Annotated in this window: 18 protein-coding genes; 15 read left to right on the top strand and 3 right to left on the bottom strand. The window is 45.2% G+C overall.

Annotated elements, in window-relative coordinates; all coding sequences use genetic code 11:
- Positions 1-444 precede the first annotated feature (444 nt).
- On the top strand, positions 445-1,776 hold the full coding sequence (locus AAW31_RS00870) for an IS110 family RNA-guided transposase (protein ID WP_046848795.1): 1,332 nt from the start codon (positions 445-447) through the stop codon (positions 1,774-1,776).
- A gap of 14 nt (positions 1,777-1,790) precedes the next feature.
- Here the strand turns inward: AAW31_RS00870 and gloB are convergent, their stop codons facing one another.
- Positions 1,791-2,579: a hydroxyacylglutathione hydrolase gene (gloB, locus tag AAW31_RS00865; protein WP_046848794.1), complete on the bottom strand. Its 789-nt coding sequence runs from the start codon at positions 2,577-2,579 to the stop codon at positions 1,791-1,793.
- Between the two features lie 32 nt (positions 2,580-2,611).
- On the opposite strand from gloB, the gene AAW31_RS00860 reads away from it, so the two are divergent.
- The 3 genes from AAW31_RS00860 to dnaQ all read left to right on the top strand — a co-directional run bounded on the left by AAW31_RS00860 (position 2,612) and on the right by dnaQ (position 4,738).
- Positions 2,612-3,373 (top strand): class I SAM-dependent methyltransferase, encoded by a 762-nt coding sequence (locus AAW31_RS00860; RefSeq protein ID WP_235264439.1) that lies wholly within the window; start codon positions 2,612-2,614, stop codon positions 3,371-3,373.
- Between the two features lie 154 nt (positions 3,374-3,527).
- Positions 3,528-4,034, top strand: coding sequence for a ribonuclease HI (gene rnhA / locus AAW31_RS00855; RefSeq protein ID WP_046848793.1), 507 nt, complete (start codon positions 3,528-3,530; stop codon positions 4,032-4,034).
- Positions 4,034-4,738 (top strand): DNA polymerase III subunit epsilon, encoded by a 705-nt coding sequence (dnaQ, locus tag AAW31_RS00850; protein WP_046848792.1) that lies wholly within the window; start codon positions 4,034-4,036, stop codon positions 4,736-4,738. Before rnhA ends, dnaQ begins: the two co-directional genes overlap by 1 nt.
- A gap of 75 nt (positions 4,739-4,813) precedes the next feature.
- Here the strand turns inward: dnaQ and AAW31_RS00845 are convergent, their stop codons facing one another.
- On the bottom strand, positions 4,814-6,199 hold the full coding sequence (locus AAW31_RS00845) for an aspartate aminotransferase family protein (RefSeq protein ID WP_046848791.1): 1,386 nt from the start codon (positions 6,197-6,199) through the stop codon (positions 4,814-4,816).
- A 438-nt stretch (positions 6,200-6,637) separates the two neighbouring features.
- On the opposite strand from AAW31_RS00845, the gene ndk reads away from it, so the two are divergent.
- The 9 genes from ndk to der all read left to right on the top strand — a co-directional run bounded on the left by ndk (position 6,638) and on the right by der (position 16,072).
- Positions 6,638-7,063, top strand: a complete 426-nt coding sequence (gene ndk / locus AAW31_RS00840; protein WP_046848790.1) for a nucleoside-diphosphate kinase — start codon at positions 6,638-6,640, stop codon at positions 7,061-7,063.
- A gap of 34 nt (positions 7,064-7,097) precedes the next feature.
- Entirely contained in the window at positions 7,098-8,246 is a 1,149-nt protein-coding gene (rlmN, locus tag AAW31_RS00835; RefSeq protein WP_046851383.1) for a 23S rRNA (adenine(2503)-C(2))-methyltransferase RlmN, read from the top strand.
- Positions 8,243-9,034, top strand: a complete 792-nt coding sequence (pilW, locus tag AAW31_RS00830) for a type IV pilus biogenesis/stability protein PilW (RefSeq protein WP_046848789.1) — start codon at positions 8,243-8,245, stop codon at positions 9,032-9,034. Before rlmN ends, pilW begins: the two co-directional genes overlap by 4 nt.
- Positions 9,027-10,079, top strand: a complete 1,053-nt coding sequence (locus tag AAW31_RS00825) for a RodZ domain-containing protein (RefSeq protein ID WP_052751985.1) — start codon at positions 9,027-9,029, stop codon at positions 10,077-10,079. Before pilW ends, AAW31_RS00825 begins: the two co-directional genes overlap by 8 nt.
- Positions 10,080-10,132: 53 nt before the next feature.
- Positions 10,133-11,377 carry a flavodoxin-dependent (E)-4-hydroxy-3-methylbut-2-enyl-diphosphate synthase gene (gene ispG, locus AAW31_RS00820; RefSeq protein ID WP_046851381.1) on the top strand — a complete coding sequence of 415 codons (1,245 nt, stop codon included), beginning with the start codon at positions 10,133-10,135 and terminating at the stop codon, positions 11,375-11,377.
- Positions 11,370-12,626, top strand: coding sequence for a histidine--tRNA ligase (gene hisS / locus AAW31_RS00815; RefSeq protein WP_046848788.1), 1,257 nt, complete (start codon positions 11,370-11,372; stop codon positions 12,624-12,626). Before ispG ends, hisS begins: the two co-directional genes overlap by 8 nt.
- Before the next feature lie 27 nt (positions 12,627-12,653).
- Entirely contained in the window at positions 12,654-13,301 is a 648-nt protein-coding gene (locus AAW31_RS00810) for a YfgM family protein (RefSeq protein ID WP_046848787.1), read from the top strand.
- 30 nt (positions 13,302-13,331) lie between these two features.
- Positions 13,332-14,552 carry an outer membrane protein assembly factor BamB gene (bamB, locus tag AAW31_RS00805; protein ID WP_235264438.1) on the top strand — a complete coding sequence of 407 codons (1,221 nt, stop codon included), beginning with the start codon at positions 13,332-13,334 and terminating at the stop codon, positions 14,550-14,552.
- 113 nt (positions 14,553-14,665) lie between these two features.
- On the top strand, positions 14,666-16,072 hold the full coding sequence (der, locus tag AAW31_RS00800) for a ribosome biogenesis GTPase Der (protein WP_046848786.1): 1,407 nt from the start codon (positions 14,666-14,668) through the stop codon (positions 16,070-16,072).
- Between the two features lie 41 nt (positions 16,073-16,113).
- On the opposite strand, the gene AAW31_RS00795 is transcribed toward der, so the two are convergent.
- Positions 16,114-19,548: an acyl-[ACP]--phospholipid O-acyltransferase gene (locus AAW31_RS00795; protein ID WP_046848785.1), complete on the bottom strand. Its 3,435-nt coding sequence runs from the start codon at positions 19,546-19,548 to the stop codon at positions 16,114-16,116.
- Positions 19,549-20,015: 467 nt separating this feature from the next.
- Here AAW31_RS00795 and AAW31_RS00790 point away from each other — a divergent pair, with 467 nt between their 5' ends.
- Both AAW31_RS00790 and AAW31_RS00785 read left to right on the top strand, forming a co-directional pair.
- Positions 20,016-22,841, top strand: a complete 2,826-nt coding sequence (locus AAW31_RS00790) for a ribonucleoside-diphosphate reductase subunit alpha (RefSeq protein WP_046851379.1) — start codon at positions 20,016-20,018, stop codon at positions 22,839-22,841.
- Positions 22,842-22,887: 46 nt separating this feature from the next.
- Positions 22,888-24,078 (top strand): ribonucleotide-diphosphate reductase subunit beta, encoded by a 1,191-nt coding sequence (locus AAW31_RS00785; RefSeq protein ID WP_082110292.1) that lies wholly within the window; start codon positions 22,888-22,890, stop codon positions 24,076-24,078.
- Positions 24,079-24,329: the final 251 nt, after the last annotated feature.

Below are 24,329 nucleotides of genomic sequence, written 5' to 3'. Positions count from 1 at the left end.
CTTCCTGCTGACCTCAATTAGAGAGGTAGGAAAGTAAATTTCAGAAGTCTGATTTGGCAGGCTGTTGAAAAAACTATCTATGTTACCTCTACGGTGTTAAAAAACGGTCTGACAGCATAGTTATCAAGCATAAACTCCGCTTTTTTTGCCTATCATCGATTGGTTCGAATGTGTTTTCAACAGCTTATTAGCGTAGTAATCCGCTAGAGGCGGCAAGGCGCGCAGAAGAAACAAGCGGCGTCAGAGCTTGAGGAGTAAAGTTGGAATGTCGCGCTGGAGAAGACCGACCCATCACTGGTGCTAATCCGCCCGTTTTTTAGCGTGGTCATGGGTCACGTCGGCGACATTGGTGAGTCCGTGGCAACGGACATCCCGTTTGAAAGAGTGAGTACAACGACGTACCTGAACCAGCGCGACATTCCAATAGAGATAATGGAGGATGTCATGGCAAAGTTCAAGCGAAGTAAATTGGAGTTAATCCATCCGAATGCAGCGGGGATTGATATTGGCTCTGCGAGCCATTTTGTGGCGGTACCGCCGGATCGAGATAACAAGCCGGTAAGGGAATTCAAGAGTTTCACCGCAGACCTGAATGGTTTAGCGGACTGGTTAGAGGCCTGTGAAATTGACACTGTGGCAATGGAATCGACGGGGGTATACTGGATTCCACTGTATGAACTTTTGGAGTCGCGCGGGCTGACTGTGTATCTAGTAAATGCGCGGCACGTTAGAAATGTTTCTGGCCGGAAGTCGGATGTACTGGACTGCCAATGGTTACAGCAACTGATGAGCTTTGGGTTGATGTCTGGCGCATTCCGTCCGAAAGATGAGATATGTGCACTACGAGCCATATCTCGTCAACGCGATATGCTGATCCGTTATCAGGCGCGACATGTGCAACATATGCAAAAGGCTCTGGCGCAAATGAACATACAATTGGCGAACGTGATTTCGGATATTGTGGGCGAAACCGGTCAAAAGATCGTTCGTGCCATCATTACTGGTGAGAGAGATGGGCACATCCTGGCGAATCTCAAGAGCAATCGCATCCGGGCTGGCAAAGACGAGATTGAGAAATCGTTAGTCGGGAATTGGCGGGAAGAACACCTGTTTGCACTCAAGCAAGCGATGTCACTCTATGACGCCTACAGCGAACGACTCACCGAATGTGACCGGCAGCTTGAAACCATGCTGGCGGCACTTCAGGTGCACAAGGTAGAGATCTGCCAGAAGAAGCGCCGCTCCAATGTCAAGAACGCTCCCAAATTTGATTTGCGTGCCCATCTGATTGGCATGTGTGGGGTTGATTTGACGCGAATTGACGGCATCGAAGTGATGACTGCGATGAAAGTCCTGAGTGAAGTGGGCGCTGACATGAGCAGGTTCAAGAGTGCGAAGCAGTTTGCCTCGTGGCTTGGGTTGTGTCCTGGAACAAAGATATCGGGCGGAAAAGTGCTATCGGGGGCAAGCAAGCGCACAGCGAACCGTGCGGCTCAGGCACTGCGCATGGCGGCAGTTTCATTGAAATCCAGCCAGTCTGCACTGGGTGCCTATTACAGAAGATTATGTGGCAGACTCGACAAGGCAAAGGCAATCACAGCGACAGCACACAAACTGGCGCGCTTGATCTACACGATGCTAACGAAAGGAACCGAGTACGTCGATAAAGGGCAGGAGTACTATGAGGAGCGATATCGTCAACGCGTGTTGCATCATCTGACTGTTCGCGCTCGGAAGCTGGGGTTTAATCTTACCCCTGTTCCTGAGGCTACTTAATATTTGCTGTAAAATCATTGTGTTACATTTGTTTCTTGAAAGAAAGTATCTTTCCATTTACGAATTTCTGTAAAAACACTGAGCGGGTCTGACAGTATTTTTCTGGAATGTTGATTAGCTGCGTGAATGATGGCTGACTGGTTACATCGCAAAAAAGGGTTCGTCGCTTTTTCGATGGCCAATATTGAGGGCAGTGTGGGTATATCGTGCTTTCTTTGCTCTTCTACTTCAATTACGCGTTGAGCTAAGGCTGGATTGCTGGCATCGATAGCGCTTGCAAATCGGATATTAGACAAGGTGTACTCATGCGTGCAGTAGACAAGCGTTTCATCAGGTAAGCTGGCAAGTTTCTGGAGTGAAGCATACATCTGTTGTGCAGTACCTTCAAAGATACGTCCACAGCCACAGGCAAATAGAGTATCGCCACAAAACAGCGATTTTCCGCCATAATAAGCAATGTGACCTGCTGTATGACCAGGTATATCCAATACGGCCAAATCGAGCGATAGTTCCGAGAGATGAACCACATCACTTTCTTTAAGGCCATGCGTAAGTCCTGGGATGTTTTCATTTGCAGGGCCATATACTGGCATAGTATAGGACTGCAATAATGTCACATTGCCACCAGTATGATCGTTATGGTGGTGTGTATTGAGAATAGCGATAGGTTGCAATTTCTGCTGCTGAAGATAGGCTAACACGGGGGTTGCACTTCCTGGATCGACAATGGCAGCATAATGCTGGTTATGAATTACCCAGATATAATTGTCTTTGAAGGCGCGAACAGGGTAAATATTGAGCATGGTGTTTTTCTCGGTTTAATAAAAAAATATTTATGAAAAGGCTGAGTGCTAACAGCATCATAACGCTCTCTCTGCATGCTCGGACTATGCAGAAATGGTTTGAAACCTCGCTCGGCCAATATTTGCTTGAGGAGGAGCAAAGCTATTTTGATCAAGCGGTTATTAATATTTTTGGTTATAACGCTTTGCAAATTGGTTTTCCTCAATTGAATTTTTTATGTGCTAACCGTATCCCTTATCAATTTCGTCTTGGCATTAGTCCTGGTGCATCCTTTTATGCGTTACCAGATTTCCTGCCTATCGAAAGTGGCAGTATGGATCTGGTATTATTGCCGCATATACTGGAATTCAATTCTAATCCACATCAGATTCTGCGCGAAGTACATCGTGTATTGATGCCGGAAGGACATGTCCTGATCAGCGGTTTTAACCCATTCAGCCTTTGGGGGGTGACTCGGTATTGGAAAACAGTAAGAAATGAATTTCCCTGGTATGGCCAATTCATCGCATTACCTCGTCTTAAGGATTGGTTGAAACTGCTCGATTTTGAGATTGTTGGAGGGCGACTCGGCTGTTATGCCCCTCCTTTCAGTAAAGAGAAATGGATAAAACGCTTCCATTTTATGGAGGCTGCAGGAGATCGTTGGTGGCCAATTTCCGGAGGAGTTTATTTCTTGCACGCGGTCAAGCAAATCCATGGCATGCGTATAATTAAACCTTGTTGGGAAAATAAGCTGTCTACCAAAAGAAAAATTGTGCCAGCGACGCAAAAATTCAAAAATACTGTAAAGTAAGTGTAATTCCCTTTCTTAATTAAAAATGACGCGAAGGCGAGCTGCAGGCAGTATCAACCATATGGCAAGGTGAAGCCGATAAAGTCAGTTTTGATTGAGAAAGGGAATAATTATGCTCGACAACTAATCATACAATAAATATAAAGTAGTAGTTATGAATATGCACGATGCTGCATGCGTAGTGGAAATATTTACGGATGGTGCCTGTAAGGGTAATCCGGGCGTAGGGGGATGGGGCGTTTTGCTGAAATACCAGGCAAGTACATGGGAATTATGTGGTGGTGAAGCAAGCACGACTAATAATCGGATGGAATTGATCTCGGCAATTCGTGCCTTACAAGCGTTAGCATCGCTGCCTATTTCAAGGCAATCCTGCAAAATACACCTCTATACTGATTCACAGTATGTACAGAAAGGTATCAGTGAATGGATATATGCCTGGAAAAATCGGGGCTGGCGTACTGCTGATAAAAAGCCAGTTAAGAATGAAGAATTGTGGAGAGAACTTGATCATTTGTCACAGCAATATCAAATTGAATGGTGCTGGGTACGCGGGCATATGGGACATGAGGGTAATGAGCGAGCAGATGAACTGGCTAACCAGGGAGTAGCATCTGTCATCACAAGAAAAGAAAGCTCGGGCGATAAGGTAAATAGCTGATGCGTAAAGTTTTTATTGATACTGAAACCACTGGTTTAGACCCTAAATTGGGCCATCGAATTGTTGAGATAGCGGCCGTCGAAATGTATAACCGGCAATTGACGGGTCGTCATTTTCATTATTACTTGAATCCTGAGCGGGAAAGCGAAGCAAGTGCGCTGCAAATACACGGTTTAACCAGCGAGTTTCTGCAGGACAAACAAAAATTTCGTGATATTTGTGCTGTTTTTCTGGATTTCATTGAAGGTGCGGAGCTTCTTATTCACAATGCACCGTTTGATGTAGGATTTCTTGATCATGAATTAGGGCTGGTCAAGCAACTACCACTAAAAAATTACTGCTCTGAGATCACCGATACACTTGTTATTGCCAAGGAGATTCATCCAGGTAAGCGGAATAATTTGGATGCCTTATGTGAGCGCTATCAAATCGATAATTCGAAGCGCACCTTACACGGTGCATTAATGGATGCAGAGCTTCTGGCCGAGGTTTATTTAGCTATGACCAGAGGGCAGGAAAGTTTGTTGATGGAATTGGATATCACGCCCTTACCCATTGACTCGGCAGTCATTGCTGAGAATTTGCATTTAATAATATTGCCTGCCGGTGAGAAGGAGCTTGAATTGCACTCGCAGCAGCTTGAGAATATTGATAAAGAAAGCAAAGGAAAGTGCTTATGGAAGCATGTGGCGTTCAGCTCATAGAAGAGCGAGGTGGAATGCACCTCCATAAGTCAGGAGTGGTCATCAACTATTTTAAATAGCGCTTTTATGACATTGTTAAGTACTGACTTTTCTTCGCAGGGCTTTAGTCGCAAGCGTTTTACCTAAATCCCAAACTGCAGCAGGGCCGCGATGTGCATCATGAATAACAGACTTGGTCGCATCTATTATCCACTTGATATCGGATTCTGTCAGTATGAGTGGTGGAATAAACTTGACGATATTCATACCGTGCCCGGCTACCTGGGATAGAATGCGATGCCGGGAAAATAAGGGGACGGTAATCATTTGCGAGAATAATCCCTTGTTAGTCGCTTCTAACATTTTCCAGGACATTCTAAGAGACAGGCTATGTGGTTCAGTAAATTCTAACGCAATCATCATACCTTTTCCTCGAATTTCCTTCAGACATTCATATTCTCCGACAAGAGGCTGCAGTGCATCAATAATAGCTTGCCCGGATTGAGCAGATTTTTCGATCAGATTCTCTGATTTTAGTACCTCTAAAGTAGCCAATCCAGCGGCCATGGCAAGGTTACTTTTGCCGAAAGTGCTGCCATGAACGACAGCGCGGTCCATGCGATTAAAAACACGATCAAATATCCATTCTTTACAGACCAGTGCGCCAACAGGAATGAACCCTCCTGATAGCGCTTTTGCCATACAAAGTATATCCGGGGTGATTGACCAGTGTTCTACAGCCCACCATTTACCAGTACGTCCCAAACCCGTTTGTACTTCATCCGCTATAAATAATGCTTCATGACGCCGGGTTAGCTCAGCCGCTTGCGGCAAGTAATGATCATCTGGTATCCAGACGCCATGTCCTTGGATCGGCTCGGTTATAAAGGCGGCCACATCTTTCTGGGAAAGTGCTCTTTCCAAAGCAGCGAGATCTCCAAAAGGTACTTCAATAAAATCCGGCACTAGCGGGCCAAATCCTTGTTTATAGTGAGTATCTCCGGTAGCAGAAAGTGAGCCGAGGCTAAGACCGTGATACCCTCCCCGGCAGTAAATAATTTTAGATTTACCTGTGGCATAACGGCTGAATTTGATCGCTGCTTCGACTGTTTCTGTTCCAGAGTTAGCAAAGAAAACGCGATCAAGACCTTCTGGACTAATGGCTACCAGCTTTTCTGCTAATATGCCTGACAGTAACGAGACGTCGAGTTGCACCAAATTGGGAAGATCTGCGCTAAGAACGTCTTTCAGTGCTTGGACAATTTGAGGATGATTGCGCCCTAAGGAGAATACTCCGAAGCCGCTTAGTAAATCAAGATAGCGATTGTCTTGATCATCAAAAAGATAAGCGCCTTCAGCCTTTACATAATGACGATCAAAGCCTATTGTTTTTAACACCTTTACCATCTGACTATTGAGATAGAGATCGTGTAAGGTGAAATTTTCTCTGCCGCGTTGTCGAATGAGTTCCTGGATATTCATAAACCAAGCTCCGTGACAGATTTGCATTCGAAAAATTGAAAAAACATGTTTGAACCTTATGGGATCAGATAGGCTTTTAGTTTACCGGTCCTGCGTTGAAGTTTTAAATCCGGATGGATATGACAGAAAAAATAATATGAATGTATCTGATATTCAGATTAAAAAATTAGGAAAATATGAGATCTAGGATAATAGTTCATTGTGAGCATTCAAAGTGCTTTCTTTGGAGAATCATAACATTATCCTTGTCTAATTATGAAACTGTCAATACTAAAGTGTTATAAAATGAAATCAATTAAATATTGAGGGCTGAGTGGAATGCGCCAGCTGATTTAGTCAATCATAACATCTTGTCTTAAGCGCTCTTTTTCAGAATCAATATATATTTTTTGTTAGAATAGTGCTTTATTTTGATTTGTTAATTTTGTGGAGTATTTAATGGCTGTTGAGAGAACGTTATCGATTATTAAGCCGGATGCAGTTGCAAAAAATATCATTGGCCAGATTTATTCGAGATTTGAGCAGGCGGGGTTAAAAATTATCGCAGCACGTATGGCACATTTGTCTAAAAGGGAAGCTGAGACTTTCTATGCAGTTCATCGTGGGCGTCCTTTTTTCAATGATTTAGTGGAATTTATGATTTCTGGACCTGTCATGGTTCAGGTGCTTGAAGGAGAAAACGCTATCAGTAAGAACCGAGAATTGATGGGAGCAACCGATCCTAAAAAAGCTGAAAAAGGAACTATCCGTGCTGATTTTGCCGAGAGTATCGATGCAAATGCGGTGCATGGCTCGGATGCAGCTGAGACGGCAGCAGTGGAAATTGTCTGTTTTTTTCCTACTTTGGATGTTTATTCACGCTAAATAATTTGCAGCCAAGATAGCTTTGCGTATGAATATGGCTATTAATTTACTTGATTTTGATTCGGCTGGCCTCACGCGTTTCTGCACGGATATGGGAGAAAAACCCTATCGTGCGAAACAGTTGCTGCGCTGGATTCATCAACTGGGCATATCGGATTTTTCTGAGATGAGTGACCTGGCAAAAGCATTTAGAGAGAAACTCGCTGCCCTTTCCATCATTCGCTCACCTGAAGTTATTAATGATCATGTTGCTGCAGATGGTACCCGTAAATGGTTGTTGTCAACGGGTGCAGGAAATGCTGTCGAAATGGTTTTCATTCCTGAGGTTAATCGTGGCACGCTGTGCATTTCCAGTCAGGTGGGATGCGCCCTTGCATGCAGTTTTTGTTCAACGGGCAAGCAGGGGTTTAACCGTAATTTGACGGTGGCGGAAATCATCGGCCAGTTATGGTGGGCAAACAAAATGCTCAAAACTGAAAAAACTCATGAAACTTCTTTTATGTTAGAAAATTCTACCAATGGAAGGATACCTCATCAGGAAAAAAATATAGGTCGGGCTATCAGTAATGTCGTGCTGATGGGTATGGGTGAGCCATTGGCTAATTTTGAGAATGTCGTCACTGCGCTGGGCTTGATGTTGGACGACAACACTTATGGATTATCTAGGCGAAAAGTCACTGTCAGTACTTCCGGTCTGGTACCTGCAATGGATCGGTTGCGCGAGCGCTGTCCCGTTGCTTTGGCGGTTTCTTTGCATGCGCCGAATGATGCTTTGCGTGATCAGTTGGTGCCCATTAATAAGAAATATCCCATCAAAATGTTATTGGCTGCATGTGAACGCTATCTCCAGGCTGCACCTAGAGATTTTGTGACATTTGAATATGTCATGCTTGATGGTGTGAATGACAGTATTGAACATGCCCATGAATTGGTGCGGCTGGTGAAAAAAATTCCCTGTAAATTGAATTTGATTCCGTTCAATTCATTTGCCGAATCAGGCTATAAGCGATCCTCACCAGAAGCGATACGAATTTTTCGCGATGTGTTGCTGCAAGCAGGTCTCATAACTACAGTGCGTAAAACACGCGGTGACGATATCGATGCAGCGTGCGGCCAATTGGCTGGCCAGGTGCTGGATAAAACCCGGCGGGTAGATCGCAGTATTACGAAGATAGCTGGATGAAAAGGGTGTTGGCGGGTTTGCTGGGAGTGTTTGCTGGCGTAGTCACAGGATGTGCCCAGCTATCTGTGAAAGAGATGGAGCAAGCTGCAGAAGAAACAAGAAATCGAACTCAACAAAGTGTCAAGATTCATACCGAACTCGCCGGACAATATTACAGTCGTGGTCAGTACAAAGTCGCTATAGAAGAAGCTGAAATCGCATTACGAGCAAACCCGGACTATGCACCTGCTTATAATGTACTCGGCTTGGTCTATATGAATTTGCACGAAGATGGGCTTGCACGCTGGAATTTTGAGCGTGCACTTAAAATAGATCCTAACGATTCTGACGTACACAATAATTTTGGGTGGTTTCTTTGTCAGCGCCATCCTGAAGAAGTGGCTCTGGCAATGGATCATTTTATGAGTGCAACTAGAAACTCCCTTTATGAAACGCCTGAAAAAACATATTCGAATGCCGGAATTTGTGTGCTAAAACGTAATGAATTTGCACAAGCTAAAGCTTTTTTCCAGAAAGCCTTGGTGATTCGCCCCAACTACCCACTGGCAGTACTTGGGTTAATCGAGATTGATTTCAGACGTGGAAATCTTAAAACAGCTAAATCAAATATTACTTCCTATATGCAAACTTATTCGCTTTCGCCAGAAAGCTTATGGTTGGCCATTCAGATTGAACGTACAATCGGAGATTATCAGGCTGAAGCGAGCTATGCTTTTCAGTTACAAAGACGTTTTCCTGATTCAAATGAGGCAATAGCCCTGCGGGAAGGGAGATTAAATCATGAATAATAATGATAAAGGCCAACAAAAAGTATTGGATAATAGCCTGGAAGACATCACTTCGGAAACCACTTCTTCTGATAGCAGCATTCACCCAAACATGCCCGCTCAGCTTGATGCTTGTGAAGGCGGAATGGATGCACCCGATAAGGAGTTTGCTGATCATGGAACAAATCCAGAAGAAAAACTTAATGCAAGCACAAGCACTGGATGTGGACAGTTGTTACGCGCTGAAAGATTAAAACGCGGTTTGAGTGTGGCGGAAGTGGCGAGACGATTAAGATTATCAGTGCAGCAAATCAGAGCGATAGAGGAAGAAGATTATAGTAAATTTCCTTCCAGCACATTTCTTCGGGGGTTTATTCGAAATTATGGTAGCTTGCTCCAACTTGATACGAATTCGTTACTTCGTTTATTCGCTCAATCTACTCCAGCGCTGGCTCATCAAGGCTCTGCAAAACAGGTAAAAGCCATTCCACTGGTTCCGTCGAAACGAGATGGCGGAGGGCGTGGCATATTGTTTTTGGCTATGGTCTTAATTTCGGTTCTAGTAGGCTACGGCGTATATCAGGGAGGAAATTGGAGTCAAGATGCGATCATGAGGAATAGTATGGATGCGCCTGCTTCCTTTGATTCACAGGCTGAAAATGGGCAGGTTACCATGGAATTATTGCTGCCTCAGACACTTTCAGCTCATTCACGCAGTGTAGAGCCATTAGAACCTCCAGAGAAGAGGCCAGCCGAAATAGCGCTTGCTCCGGCTACGCCTGCTGTTGCTGAGCCTGTTGTGAATGAGGCGGAGGAGAATAACGAAAAAGTACTACACTTCATTTTTTCTAAGGAATCATGGGTTGAGATAAGAGACAGCAATAAAAAAGTTATTTTTGTCAAAATGAATGGCAAGGGTACAGAGCAAGTGGTAAAAGGGATGCCGCCTCTTCATTTGGTGATTGGTAATGCGAGCGGTGTGAATCTTACGTACAATAGCAAATTAGTCGATCTAGCGCCCTATATACGAAAAGGCGACAATGTGGCTCGCTTTTCATTGGAGTAGATCTCTTATTTTGTCCATTAAATTTTTAGTTCTTTTTCAGGTTCTATAGAATGATGTCTCAAAACAATATTTCTTCACCGCGCCGCAGAAGTGTTGGTGTACGTGTGGGTACTATTACGATTGGCGGTGATGCGCCTGTCATTGTGCAATCGATGACGAATACCGACACAGCGGATGAAGTGGCTACTGCCGTACAGGTTGCCCAATTGGCGCGCGCTGGTTCAGAGCTGGTACGGATTACAGTTAATACAGCGGAAGCAGCCAAGGCCGTACCAGCGATTCGTGCAAGATTGGATGATATGGGTTGCCATGTGCCATTGGTAGGTGATTTTCATTTTAATGGTCACAAATTGCTGACAGCGTATCCGGATTGCGCTAAAGCATTAGCCAAGTATCGCATCAATCCTGGCAATGTAGGTCATGGCAGGAAGCGTGATGAGCAATTTGCCACACTGATAGAGACAGCTTGTAAATATGATAAGCCTGTGCGAATTGGCGTGAATTGGGGCAGCTTAGATCCAGAAATGCTGGCACGCATCATGGATGAAAATGCCAAATTAGCTAAGCCGCTGGATGCGGGTCAAGTGATGCGTAAGGCCCTTATTACTTCTGCGTTGGAGAGCGCTGCTAAAGCAGAAGAACTTGGACTTTCCCGCGATCACATCATATTGTCATGCAAGGTAAGTGGTGTGCAAGATTTAATAGCCGTCTATCGTGAGCTGGCAGCCCAGTGTGATTATGCGCTGCACTTGGGGTTGACAGAAGCAGGAATGGGATCGAAGGGGATTGTTGCCTCAACTGCAGCATTGTCAGTGCTGTTGTTTGAAGGAATAGGCGATACTATCAGGATATCCCTGACCCCTGAGCCTGGAGGGGACCGCGCGCGTGAAGTGATCGTAGCGCAGGAAATTCTTCAGACCATGGGTTTGCGGGCATTTGTTCCCCTTGTGGCAGCATGTCCGGGCTGTGGACGAACGACGAGTACTTATTTTCAGGAATTAGCGGAAAGTATCCAGGCTTATGTCCGAGAACAAATGATTAGTTGGCGTGAACAATATGTTGGAGTAGAAAACATGACGCTGGCGGTGATGGGATGTGTCGTCAATGGTCCGGGAGAGAGTAAGCATGCCAATATAGGGATTAGCTTGCCTGGTTCAGGAGAGAATCCAGTCGCGCCCGTTTTTGTCGATGGACAAAAAACGGTGACCCTGAAAGGTGATAACATCGCGGGTGAGTTTCGTCACATCGTTGATGAATATGTACGCACTAAGTACCAGAGAAAGTCAGTTCATGTCTAACCTGATTCAGGCTATTCGGGGGATGAATGATATCCTGCCGAAGGATACCCATCGTTGGGAGTTTTTCGAGGATACCGTACGGGATTGGTTGGCAAGCTATGGGTATCGCAATATTCGTACCCCTATCGTTGAGCAGACTGATTTATTCATACGTTCAATCGGGGCAGTGACGGATATAGTTGAAAAAGAGATGTACACGTTTGTGGACCATCTGAATGGAGACAGCCTGACATTGCGACCGGAAGGAACGGCTTCCTGTGTGCGGGCAGTGCTGGAGCATAATCTGCTTTATGCGGGACCGCAGAGATTGTATTACTATGGGCCGATGTTTCGTCATGAACGTCCACAAAAAGGGCGTTATCGTCAATTTCATCAAGTTGGCGTGGAAGCATTGGGCTATGCAGACGCTGATATTGATGCAGAGCTGATTATTATGGGCGCTCGACTTTGGCGCGAGCTGGGCATTTCAGGGGTGCGTCTGGAAATTGGCACGCTTGGAAGTACTGAATCCCGTCACATTTATCGATCAAGGTTGATTAAGTATTTTGAGCAGTATCGGGATGAGCTAGATGAAGATGCTCAGAGGCGCTTGCATAGTAATCCATTACGTATTCTCGATAGTAAAAATCCGCATATGCGCGAAATGCTGGCTGGAGCACCCAGGTTATTGGATGACCTGGATGAGGATTCACTTCAGCATTTTGAAGCATTGCAACGTGTGCTACACGAGCAAGGTATTGCTTTTGAGATAAATCCCCAACTGGTGAGGGGGTTGGATTATTACAACCGTACCGTATTCGAGTGGATCACCGATAAGCTGGGCGCCCAAGGAACGATATGCGCAGGCGGGCGTTATGATGGCTTAATCACGCAAATGGGGGGTAAACCAGCACCTGCCTGTGGGTTTGCGATGGGAATTGAACGCATTCTTGCTTTGATGAGTGAAATTGAAATTCCAAGCCCTACCACAGATATTTATGTGGTTCATCAGGGAGAGCTCGCAGCGGATTTTGCCTGGAAAGCAGCAGAATGGTTTCGTAATGAAGGGTTAAATACTATTTTACATTGCGGTGGTGGCAGTTTCAAATCACAAATGAAAAAAGCGGATAGCAGCGGTGCTCGTTTTGCGGTCATTATCGGTGATGATGAAGCAAAAGAAGGTGAGGTGAGCATCAAGCCATTGCGTGAGGCAGCAGAACAAGTAAGAGTGGGATTAGTAGAAGCGGGTCCGCTACTCAAACGAATTTAATCGTTAATTATCTAGATAAACAAAAAAATGGCAGCTTATAATCCGGAAGAGCAGGAAAAAATAGAGGGACTAACAGCTTGGTGGGCGGCGCATGGTAACACAGTCATTATCATGATGACAGCATTTATTGCCGCGATAGTCGGGACGCAGGCATGGAATTATTACCACAAACAACAAGCGCAGCAGTCTGCTGATTTATTTGCTGTCTTACAACAGCAAATTGAGCAGGGGAGTGATCCTGCCAAGATTAATGATGCGGCACATTTGTTGACAGAAGGTTTTCCTACGAGTGGGTACGCCTCACGTGCAGCACTCATTGCCGCACAGGCCAATGCGGATGCTGGCAATCAACAAGCAGCTAAAAGTAAACTGCAATGGGTGCTCGATAGGAGTAAAGAGCCAGAGCTAAAGGATATTGCACGCTTGCGCCTTGCCGGCATTTTATTGGATGAGAAAAAATATGAAGAAGCTTTGATTCTTCTGAATGCTCAGCATGGGGGGGCTTTTAGCGGGCTCTATGCTGATCTGAAAGGGGATATTCTGGCTGCATCTGGGAAAATAGCTGAGGCACGTGTTGCTTATCAACAAGCTATCGATAAATTGAGTGGTGGGAGAAGTGCCTATCAGAACATTATCCAGATGAAGCTGGATGCTTTGAGAGAAAGCAAGCAGTAAGTATTCATCAATTTGCGTTTGGAGTATCTTTTGTTACTTAGAGCAGGCACTTCTTTTTTGCGACACTTCGCATTATTTACAGCGATGATGTTACTGACTGGATGCGCAAGTATGGGTGATCTGGGTATCGGTAATATGGGTGATCTGGGTATCAGTAATTTGGTTGATCAGCTGAGTGATAAAGATGAAAACAAAGTTGATGAGAAAGAAATTGCAGCATTAAAAGCAGTACCTGAGATACCGCTATTATGGAAGCACAGTCTGAATAAGAGCAAGATCGCTGTTTTTTCTCCTATTTATGAGAATGGTGCAGTCTACGCGGCTGATGCCAAAGGCTATCTGGTTCGTCTTGACTCTGCTAATGGAAAAGAGGTTTGGCAAGTAGAGACTGAGCATAAGTTGGCAGGAGGGGTAGGGGCTGGTTATGGAACCATTCTGGTCGGAACGTTTAATGGCGAAGTGCTTGCGTTTGATGAGATGGGCCATGAGCGCTGGAAAACACGTGTAACCAGTGAAGTATTAAGCCAACCACAGATCGATAGTGATGTGGTCGTGGTACGAAGCGCAGATGGCAGGATTTTTGGATTAGATGCGGCTGATGGGAGCCGTAAGTGGGTTTATCAAGGGCCTACTCCTGCCCTGACGATGAGAAATTCTGCCGGCGCATTAGTTTATCGCGGCGCTGTGTTTGCTGGATTGGCTGGTGGCAAACTTGTGGCAATGAGTTTGTTGAATGGTAATGTAGGCTGGGAGGCGGCTGTTGCGCAACCACGCGGAGTAACAGAGTTGGAACGGATGACGGATATTGCTGGTCTACCTGTCATTGATGATCAACAAGTTTGTGCGGTGGCTTACCACGGTCGTGTCGGCTGTTTTGAAATCGCAGATGGTAATCAGATTTGGGCCAGAGACGCTTCTAGCAATGCCGGCCTTACCATGGATAGCATCAATGTTTATGTCAGTGAAGATCGTGGTGCAGTCGTTGCCTATGATAAAAGAAGTGGCGCCATGATGTGGAAACAGGCTAAACTGGGCAGCCGTAAATTATCTGCACCCTTGCTTGTTCGAGGTGAGCTTTTGGCATTGGGCGATGCGGAAGGGAATGTCTCTTTACTTAGGCGGCATGACGGCAGTTTAGTCGCACGAGCTGCTACCGATGGTGGCGCGATTTTGAGCCGTCCGGAATATATTTCTGATGGCTTTGTTGTGCAGACTTCAAACGGCGGGATTTATGCTTTTGCTGTGCAATAACGGTTGCTCATCATATAACTTTTTATAATTTTCACGATAAATTTCAGAAATGCTTTCTTCTTCACACAAGGGGAAAGCATGCACCTTTTTAGTCATTCTCATTTCCTGCAATCATGAAACCTACGCTTGTGCTGGTTGGGCGTCCCAATGTCGGTAAATCAACCCTCTTTAATCGTCTCACGCGGAGCCGGGATGCGATCGTGGCAGACATTCCAGGATTGACGCGAGATCGACATTATGGTCACGGCAAAATAGGGGATAAGCCTTATATTGTCGTCGATACGGGCGGTTTCGAACCTGTTGTGAAATCGGGTGTTTTACACGCGATGGCCCGGCAGACACTCCAGGCAGTGGATGAGGCGGATATTGTTTTATTTGTGGTTGATGGACGGCAGGGATTGACGCCGCATGACAGGATTATTGCGGAGCATTTGCGGCAAACTGGCCGAAAAATCCTGCTAGTGGTAAATAAAACTGAAGGTATGCGAACAGCTATGGTCACTTCGGAATTTTATGAGCTGGGTTTGGGAGAGCCTTGTGCGATTTCAGCAATGCATGGTGACCATGTGGGTGAGCTCATTGAGTTGGCTTTGGCTGGCTTTCTTCCTCAGCAAGAAGAAATAGAAGAGAGAGCGGAAAATTATCCCAAAATTGCTATTGTGGGACGACCCAACGTAGGCAAATCTACATTGATCAATACATTGGTGGGTGAAGAGCGTGTCATTGCCTTTGATCAACCCGGTACCACGCGCGACAGTATCTATATTGATTTTGAGTATCATCAGCATCATTATACTCTAATCGATACAGCAGGCTTGCGTCGCCGTGGCAAAGTATTTGAGACGATTGAGAAATTTTCAGTCATCAAAACGCTGCAAGCCATTGAGGAGGCAAATGTGGTGGTTCTGGTTCTTGATGCAAGAAATGATATTTCTGATCAGGACACGCATATTGCTGGGTTCATCCTGGAAACGGGAAGAGCATTGGTCATCGCCATTAACAAGTGGGATGGTCTGGATGATTATCAACGAGAAGCGATCAAACGAGAAGTGGCACGAAGGTTTGTCTTTCTTGATTATGCTAAATATCACTATATCTCTGCATTACATGGAAATGGCATAAGAGGGCTATTTCCGTCAATTAATGCTGCTTATGCCGCTGCAATGGCTGATCTGTCCACACCTAAACTGACACGCGCTTTGCAGGCAGCTGTAGCAAAACAATCGCCCCCACGCGGAGGAATGTCTCGTCCTAAATTGCGCTATGCTCATCAGGGTGGGTCTAATCCTCCCTTGATTATTATCCATGGCAGTATGCTGGATCATGTGCCAGAAACTTATCGCCGTTACCTGGAGAATACCTTTCGTGAAACTTTCCGACTGGAAGGTACCCCATTACGAGTAGAATTCAGGACGGGTTACAATCCTTATGCGAATAAAAAACCTGCACCATTGACTGAAGAAGAAGCCAGGCGAGCACATAGCCGGCGGCGGCGCAACAGGAAAAAATATGGCCGATGAGATTTATTGATATGAAAAGAGAAAGGTGGGAAGGTATGACCTCAAAGGCCAGCCATTTGTTTTAGAGTCCAATCGCGCAATGTGACATAATCTGTTTTACCAGTGCTTAAGAGAGGTATTTCATCAAGGATTAAAATGGTTTTAGGAATATTCAACTCTCCAATGCCTTGTTGTTGAGCATAGCTGAGCAGCTCATTTCGATGGGCAGAAGGGTTGGTGGTAATGAGAACCAGCTGTTCACCTTTTTTAGCATCGGGAATCTGCACGACAGCATGCGTATAAGCAGGCCACAGTTTATTGATGTATTCTTCTACCGCCGTCAAGGACACCATTTCACCGCCAATTTTGGCGAAGCGCTTAGCACGACCTTTAATAAAGAGATAGCCTTCCTCATCTATTTCGATGATGTCACCTGTGTCATGCCAACCGTTAACCGGTGGCATCACTTGCCCAGGAGAATCGATCAGGTAATACCCTTTCATGACATTAGGGCCGGAGACCAGTAATTTACCGCCATTTTCAATACCAGAAATTTTTTCCAATTGGTAGTGAATGCCCGGGATCAGCCGGCCTACTGATCCTGGACGATGGTGCATCGGGGTATTGATACTCAAGATAGGTGCTGTTTCGGTTGTACCATATCCTTCGAGAATGCGGATACCAAAATTTTCTAACCATGTTCCTCGCGTGCTTTTCCTTAATTTTTCTGCACCTGCGAATACATATCGCAGACTGCAGAAATGATAGGGATGGGCATAATGTGCATAACCAGCCAGGAAGGTATCCGTGCCAAATAAAAGGGTTGCATTCGTATCGTACACCAGTTCAGGAATAGCCCGGTAATGCAGCGGAGAGGGATAAAAAAATGTTTTTATTCCAGATAAAACAGGTAACAACATGCCGCCTGTCAGACCAAAGGAATGAAAAATCGGCAAAGCATTAAATACACTATCCGTTGGGCCAAAATCAATCACAGATGACACTTGAAAGCGGTTGGCCTGTAAATTGATGTGGCTGAGCGTTACGCCTTTAGGCGTGCCTTCAGAGCCAGAAGTAAATAGTACTACCGCAGCTGCATCGGGATCGTGTGCAGGGTGAGTAAAGTGATAAGCAAGCCGCGGCATCCGCCCGGCTACCCATCCTGTCAACTTGTGCCACCAGTGAAGGTGTTTGCGCATATCGTCCAAATAAAATATGGTGATATGTTGTGCTTGTAACCCATCGATCATGTCAGTGAATTTTGCTACTTCGATGAACTGCCTGGAAGTAATGACTAATTTGATTTGTGCTAATTGACACGCCGCCATCACATTCATTTTGCTGGCAGAGAAATTTAACATGGCAGGGATGCGACCAAAAGCTTGTAACGCAAAAAAACTGATCAATGTGCTCGTCATATTAGGCAATAACATTCCCACATTTCCCCCTGCCCGGGTAAGCTTGCGCAGCTCGTTTCCTACAATAAGACTGCCGGTAATCAATTGAGCATAACTTATTGGTTTGCGTTCAATATCTTCCGCAATGAGATATTTTTTGCCATGAATAGCGGAGGCATCCAAAAGGGACTGAAATAACGTTTGCCTGAGCTCATTGCTTTGAAACATAATGCTTGTCATGATGTCGTAGAGCTTGATTGTAGCAAGATGTGTTCGTGGTTTTCCCTGGACTTGCGGTGGAAAATCAAATGATTCTGGAGGCATGCAGGTAAGGGTGATTTTGGGAAACCACCGCATGCGGATTCTGCCCTTCAGTCGAGAGAATGGGGTGTATTGTGCACCCGAAATACTAATCGGCAGAAGCAGGGCGCCTGATTTGGCGACAATGATGACCGGGTCTTCATATATTTTCATGAGGAACCCGGTGAGCGTTAATCTACCCTCGGGAAAAATAACCACTCTCTGACCACTGCTTACTTTATCCATCAATAATTGAGTCGATTTCGGATCAGCAGGATCGACCGGGACAGTGTCAGCCAGAAATAAAAATGGCCTGAGCCACCAGCGCCGTACTGTGCGTGGATTGATGGCAAAACATAGTGGGTCGGGCAAGCTAGTGCTTAGCAGAAGGGCATCCAAAAATGAGAGATGATTAGTCATAATGATCATTTTATTTCCCGCTTTTGCATAGTTCTCCAGCCCTTTAACTTCTAGGCGGTAGCTCGTATGAAAAAACCACTTTAGAATGGATCTGATTAAAGCCTGTGGCAATAAACTGGAAAGGTAGATCATCACAAGACCATTAAGAATCGCGATGGTAAGAAAAACTTCTGCTACCGAGAAATTGCTGGCTAACATCAAACTGATCGTCATGGCGGATATCACTAGAAAGAATGCATTTATGATGTGATTGCCAGCCATGACACGTGAGCGATGAGATGCTTCTGAGTAACGCTGAACAAGAGCATAAAGCGGAACCACATAGACGCCGCCACAAATCGCGATAGCCAGCAGATCCAGCAAGATATGCCAATGCGCGAATGAAGTCAGAAAGGCTATGGCACCGATCGACTCCCCTTTTGCTGGCAGCATGCTTGCGCTGGCAAAAACCAGATCGACGGTAAAAATAGTTATGCCTAGAACTCCCAGCGGAGTAAAAGTCGCTACAATTTCGCTTTTTAGTAACTTATTGCAAAGCAGCGAGCCCAGGCCAATGCCAATGGAAAAAAATACTAATAACAAGAGGGTAACTTGTTCATTGCCACCCATGACTTCTTTCGCGAAAAGGGGGAATTGAGAGACGAAGGCTGCCGCAAACAGCCAAAACCATGAGATCCCCAGGATGGAGCGGAATACGAGGGTATTCTGACGGATATACTGAAGGATGGCGCGAGTTTCGTTCAATACGTGGTAGCCAATTTTAATTTGAGGTGATGCAGCATAGCTTGATGGAATCAATAGGCTGAATAGCCAGCCGGTGAGCGCACTGATGATCATCAAGGCTGTCAGCAGAGTAATGTCGTTCTCAGCCACAAGGAGCCAGCTTACAACGATTGCCCCAGTTGATAGAGATAAAAACGTACCCGCTTCAATGAAAGCATTCCCGCCAATCAACTCATTATCCTGGAGGTGATCTGGCAGAATACTGTATTTAAGTGGCGCAAAAAATGCTGACAAGGTTCCCATTAAAAAAAGGATACTCAGCATAAAGGTGACGTTCCCTGAAAAAAAACCGCCTGCTGCACTACTTATCAAGAGGATTTCTATGAATTTTATGATTCTGATGAGTTTTGCTTTGTCCCACTTGTCTGCAATCTGACCGGCAGTCGCAGAAAAAAGAAAAAAAGGCAGAATGAAGAGGCCGGTCGCAATCGTTAACATGATTTGCGGGCTAAAGCCAGTGTGCTCCATGGTTGCATAAGTGATCAAAATGACCGATATATTTCTGCAAACATGCTCATTCAATGCCCCCAGGAACTGGGTGAGAAAAAGGGGCAAAAAGCGTTTAGTAGTCAGCAAATGCCATTGGTTCTGATGCATAGGAATACGCCTGTAATAATGAGGGAGATCAATCGAGCGTAGTTTCTCATAACATTCTCTGCCTTGAAACTCGAGAAAGAGTAAGCGCGCTTATGAATAAAACACCCGTTTTTGACTTAAACCTAACAGCGATTTTGAGGTAAAAGCTGGCCTGTATCGGCTGACTTTGATCGAGTACTATTTTATTGTTTTAGTTTTTTTGACTCTATTTCAACCTTTTCAATTTTTATTTTTTATCAATCTGTTAATTGATCAGAATATTCCATTTTCTCAAAAAATCTATAAACTTATTGACCTAGTACAATATGTCAGCCATAATTTATTCCCTACTACTATAGGTAGTATAGGGTAGGGTATTATAGGGCGACAAAGTTTCGCTTATCGTTATTATTAACAACAAAAAAATATAAGTGTACCCAATGGAGTAACCAGTGCTTATAGCCGACAGTGAAAATTTAAGCCCAACGCTGCAAAAAGATTATTCTGATACGTCTTCGGCGGAAGGTTTGCAATACGCGCAATACAAAGTGATACGCCGTAATGGAGCAGTAGTTGCTTTTGAACCCAGCAAGATTTCTGTTGCCATGACCAAGGCTTTTATCGCAGTCGAGGGAGGGCAGGGGGCTGCGTCTGCGCGGGTGCGTGAGGTGGTGGCGCGGTTGACTCAGGATGTCGTGGCAGCGTTGACGCGGCGTCAGCCTGAAGGGGGCACGTTTCATATCGAGGATATTCAGGATCAGGTTGAGCTGGCGCTGATGCGTTCGGGCGAACACGATGTGGCGCGCTCTTATGTGCTGTATCGTGAAGCGCGCGCGCGTGAACGGGCCAAACAGCAGGAAAAATTGGCTGCTGAGAAGCAGAGTCCTGTTTTGCATGTATTGGAAAATGGCCACAGAATACCGCTCGATATTGCGCGACTGAACGCGCTGGTAGAAGCCGCTTGTGTGGATCTCGGCGAGGCGGTAGATAGTGCATTGATCTTTAAATCAACGTTAAGAGATTTATATGATGGGGTGCCCGCGGAAGAAGTCAGAAAATCGTTAATTTTATCAGCGCGTTCCTTGATAGAAAAAGATCCTGCCTATAGCTACGTTACAGCCAGGTTGTTATTGCATACGATCCGGTTTGAGGTGCTAGGAGAGGATGTTGCGCAGAAAGAGATGAAATCTCGTTACGCAGAGTATTTTCCCGGTTTTATTAAGCATGGCATCGAAGCAGGATTGCTGGATGAGCGACTGGCGCAATTCGATTTGGCGCGTCTAGTAGAGGTGCTGGAGGCAGATCGTGACATGCAGTTTGGTTATCTGGGTTTACAGACGCTGTATGATCGCTATTTTTTGCATATCAATGAAAAACGTATCGAGTTGCCGCAGGCTTTTTTCATGCGAGTAGCCATGGGGCTTGCGCTTAATGAGATCGATCGTGAAGTGCGGGCCATCGAGTTCTATCATGTGTTATCAAAATTTGATTTCATGAGCTCAACGCCGACGTTGTTCAATTCAGGTACGTGTCGTCCGCAGCTCTCTTCGTGTTACCTGACTACTGTACCCGATAGTCTGGATAGTATTTATGAAGCCATTAAAGAAAATGCCTTGCTTTCAAAGTTTGCGGGTGGACTGGGGAATGACTGGACTCCGGTGCGGGCGATGGGATCGCGCATCAAGGGAACCAATGGCAAATCACAAGGTGTGGTTCCTTTCCTCAAAGTCGTCTCTGATACCGCGGTAGCGGTCAATCAGGGCGGCAAACGTAAAGGTGCGGTATGTGCCTATCTGGAATGCTGGCACCTGGATATCGAGGAGTTTTTGGAGCTGCGTAAAAACACCGGTGATGATCGCCGTCGTACGCATGATATGAATACCGCTGTCTGGGTGCCCGATTTGTTCATGAAAAGAGTGATAGAAGGAGGGGATTGGACACTGTTTTCCCCTTCGGACGTGCCGGATCTCCATGACAAATATGGTAAAGTATTTGAGCAGGCCTACCTTGCTTACGAAAAAAGAGCGATCGAGGGTGAAATTACCTTGCACAGGAAGATCCCTGCTCAGCAAATATGGCGAAAAATGCTGACTATGTTGTTCGAAACAGGGCATCCGTGGATTACCTTTAAGGATCCATGCAACATACGCTCCCCTCAAAATCATGTCGGTGTGGTACATAGTTCTAATCTTTGTACTGAAATTACGTTAAATACCAACGAGCAGGAGATTGCTGTCTGCAATCTGGGATCGATCAATTTACTGGCGCATATTAACGATGGCAAGCTTGATATGGATAAACTCAAGCGGACGATTAGTACAGCGATGCGTATGCTTGATAATGTGATCGATATCAATTTCTATGCGGTTGCCAAAGCACGTAATGCCAATTTGAGACATCGTCCGGTTGGACTTGGCGTCATGGGATTCCAGGATTGTTTGTATAAGCTTGGCATTCCTTATTCTTCTGAAGAAGCGGTAGAATTTGCAGACCGGTCAATGGAGGCTATCGCTTATAATGCTTATTGGTCTTCCACCGAATTAGCGGAAGAGCGCGGTTGTTATGCCTCCTATCGTGGCAGTTTGTGGGATCGTGGCATTCTGCCACAGGATTCTCTTGAGTTATTGCGCGAAGAGCGTGGAAATTATGTTGAGGTGGATACTTCAACCACTCTGCCATGGGATAAGCTGCGGGCGCGTATCAAAAAGCATGGTATGAGAAATTCGAATTGCCTGGCGATTGCACCCACTGCGACGATTTCCAATATCGTCGGTGTTTCAGCGAGTATTGAGCCTACCTATCAGAATCTATACGTTAAATCCAATTTGTCTGGTGAGTTTACGATCGCCAATAAATGGCTGGTCAATGATCTGAAGCAACGTGGTTTCTGGGATGAAGTGATGATTGCTGATCTCAAGTATTACGATGGTGCTGTCGGCAAAATAGACCGGATACCTACCACCATACGCAATATGTATGCAACTGCTTTCGAAATGGATCCCCGCTGGTTAGTGGAGGCGGCTGCCAGGCGGCAGAAATGGATCGATCAGGCACAATCGCTCAATATCTATATGGGGGCGGCTTCTGGTAAGAAACTCGATGAGATTTATAAACTTGCCTGGCTGCGGGGGCTCAAGACCACCTATTATTTACGTTCATTAGGTGCCACGACCGCAGAAAAATCTACGGTGCATACCGGAACACTCAATGCCGTACCAACCAGCGGTGGCATGGCGGCAGCAAGCACTCAACAGATGGCAGCAGAAATCAATTATTGTGCAATTGATGATCCTGAATGTGAATCGTGCCAATGATAATGAATGCAGGGATGCAACTATATAAAGATAAGGAGAAAAGATAATGTTGACATTTGATGATGAGCCACTGCAACCAGAAAGTATTCCCAAAAAAGACCTGTTAAGTGTAAGTGGAATATCCGATTCCGTTTTGTATTCTCCTGCTGCAAGCAATCCAGCGACAGAACATCACCTTGAGATACCGAATGAGGTACCGAACCAAAATGTAACAAAAAATGGCCGCATCTCGGTAGAAGATAAACGCATTATCAATTGCAAGGCCGATGTCAATCAGCTGGTTCCGTTCAAGTATAAATGGGCATGGGAAAAATATCTGTCAGCTTGCGCCAATCACTGGATGCCGCAGGAAATCAATATGAGTCGTGATATCGCACTCTGGAAAGATCCTAATGGATTGACTGAGGATGAGCGTCGTGTCGTCAAGCGTAACCTTGGTTTTTTTGTGACAGCTGATTCATTGGCAGCAAATAATATTGTGCTGGGCACTTATCGTCATATTACTAACCCTGAATGTCGTCAATACCTTTTGCGTCAGGCTTTCGAGGAAGCCATCCATACCCATGCCTATCAATATATCGTGGAATCACTCGGCCTGGATGAAGGTGAGGTTTTTAATGCGTATCATGAGATTGGATCAATTCGTGATAAAGATGAATTTTTGATTCCTTTCATCGATACCTTGACCGATCCCAAATTTAAAACAGGCACATCAGAAACTGATCAGCAGTTGCTGAAGAGTCTGATTGTATTTGCCTGCATCATGGAAGGGCTGTTTTTCTATGTAGGATTCACACAAATTCTGGCACTGGGCAGGCAAAATAAAATGACAGGTGCTGCTGAACAATATCAATATATTTTGCGGGATGAATCCATGCATTGCAATTTTGGCATTGATGTCATCAATCAGATTAAGCTGGAAAATCCTCACCTCTGGACGAAAGCGTTCCGCGAAGAAATCAGCACGTTGATGCGGACAGCAGTAGAGCTTGAATACCGCTATGCAGAAGACACGATGCCCCGTGGTGTACTGGGACTCAATGCATCCATGTTCAAAGAATATCTGCGTTTTATAGCAAACCGTCGATGCCAGCAAATTGGCCTCGATACTCTCTTTTCAGACGCGGGCAATCCATTTCCCTGGATGTCGGAAATGGTTGATCTAAAGAAAGAAAAGAATTTTTTTGAGACACGCGTTATTGAATATCAAACGGGTGGTGTATTGAGCTGGGATTAGCGCTAACAACAAATAAAAGTAAATTTGCTGGATAGCGTTTTTGAAATTTAAGACTCTATAAGTTATAGACTTATTAATACTTTATAAGTAAGCGCAAAAAGCAATGATGTAGCCACTTGTCTACCAGACACGCAGCTAACTGAGTGGTTCGAAAGAAATCTCAGAGAATAAGGCTGCGTATAAAGTAGGCATGATCGAATCTGAATTTTCAGAGATATTGATTATTTTGAAAATTAAGGATGAACGACACT

Origin of the sequence: Nitrosomonas communis (assembly GCF_001007935.1) — a bacterium.
Lineage (GTDB): Bacteria > Pseudomonadota > Gammaproteobacteria > Burkholderiales > Nitrosomonadaceae > Nitrosomonas > Nitrosomonas communis.
This window is presented reverse-complemented; position numbering and strand designations above follow the sequence as displayed.

Coding starts and splice junctions, on each gene's coding strand:
- AAW31_RS00870 (WP_046848795.1), top strand. CDS start 445: ATGGCAAAGTTCAAGCGAAGTAAATTGGAGTTAATCCATCCGAATGCA.
- AAW31_RS00845 (WP_046848791.1), bottom strand. CDS start 6,199: ATGAATATCCAGGAACTCATTCGACAACGCGGCAGAGAAAATTTCACC.
- hisS (WP_046848788.1), top strand. CDS start 11,370: ATGTCTAACCTGATTCAGGCTATTCGGGGGATGAATGATATCCTGCCG.
- AAW31_RS00785 (WP_082110292.1), top strand. CDS start 22,888: ATGTTGACATTTGATGATGAGCCACTGCAACCAGAAAGTATTCCCAAA.
- rlmN (WP_046851383.1), top strand. CDS start 7,098: ATGGCTATTAATTTACTTGATTTTGATTCGGCTGGCCTCACGCGTTTC.
- dnaQ (WP_046848792.1), top strand. CDS start 4,034: ATGCGTAAAGTTTTTATTGATACTGAAACCACTGGTTTAGACCCTAAA.
- rnhA (WP_046848793.1), top strand. CDS start 3,528: ATGAATATGCACGATGCTGCATGCGTAGTGGAAATATTTACGGATGGT.
- ndk (WP_046848790.1), top strand. CDS start 6,638: ATGGCTGTTGAGAGAACGTTATCGATTATTAAGCCGGATGCAGTTGCA.
- ispG (WP_046851381.1), top strand. CDS start 10,133: ATGTCTCAAAACAATATTTCTTCACCGCGCCGCAGAAGTGTTGGTGTA.
- AAW31_RS00795 (WP_046848785.1), bottom strand. CDS start 19,548: ATGCATCAGAACCAATGGCATTTGCTGACTACTAAACGCTTTTTGCCC.
- AAW31_RS00860 (WP_235264439.1), top strand. CDS start 2,612: ATGAAAAGGCTGAGTGCTAACAGCATCATAACGCTCTCTCTGCATGCT.
- der (WP_046848786.1), top strand. CDS start 14,666: ATGAAACCTACGCTTGTGCTGGTTGGGCGTCCCAATGTCGGTAAATCA.
- pilW (WP_046848789.1), top strand. CDS start 8,243: ATGAAAAGGGTGTTGGCGGGTTTGCTGGGAGTGTTTGCTGGCGTAGTC.
- AAW31_RS00825 (WP_052751985.1), top strand. CDS start 9,027: ATGAATAATAATGATAAAGGCCAACAAAAAGTATTGGATAATAGCCTG.
- AAW31_RS00810 (WP_046848787.1), top strand. CDS start 12,654: ATGGCAGCTTATAATCCGGAAGAGCAGGAAAAAATAGAGGGACTAACA.
- gloB (WP_046848794.1), bottom strand. CDS start 2,579: ATGCTCAATATTTACCCTGTTCGCGCCTTCAAAGACAATTATATCTGG.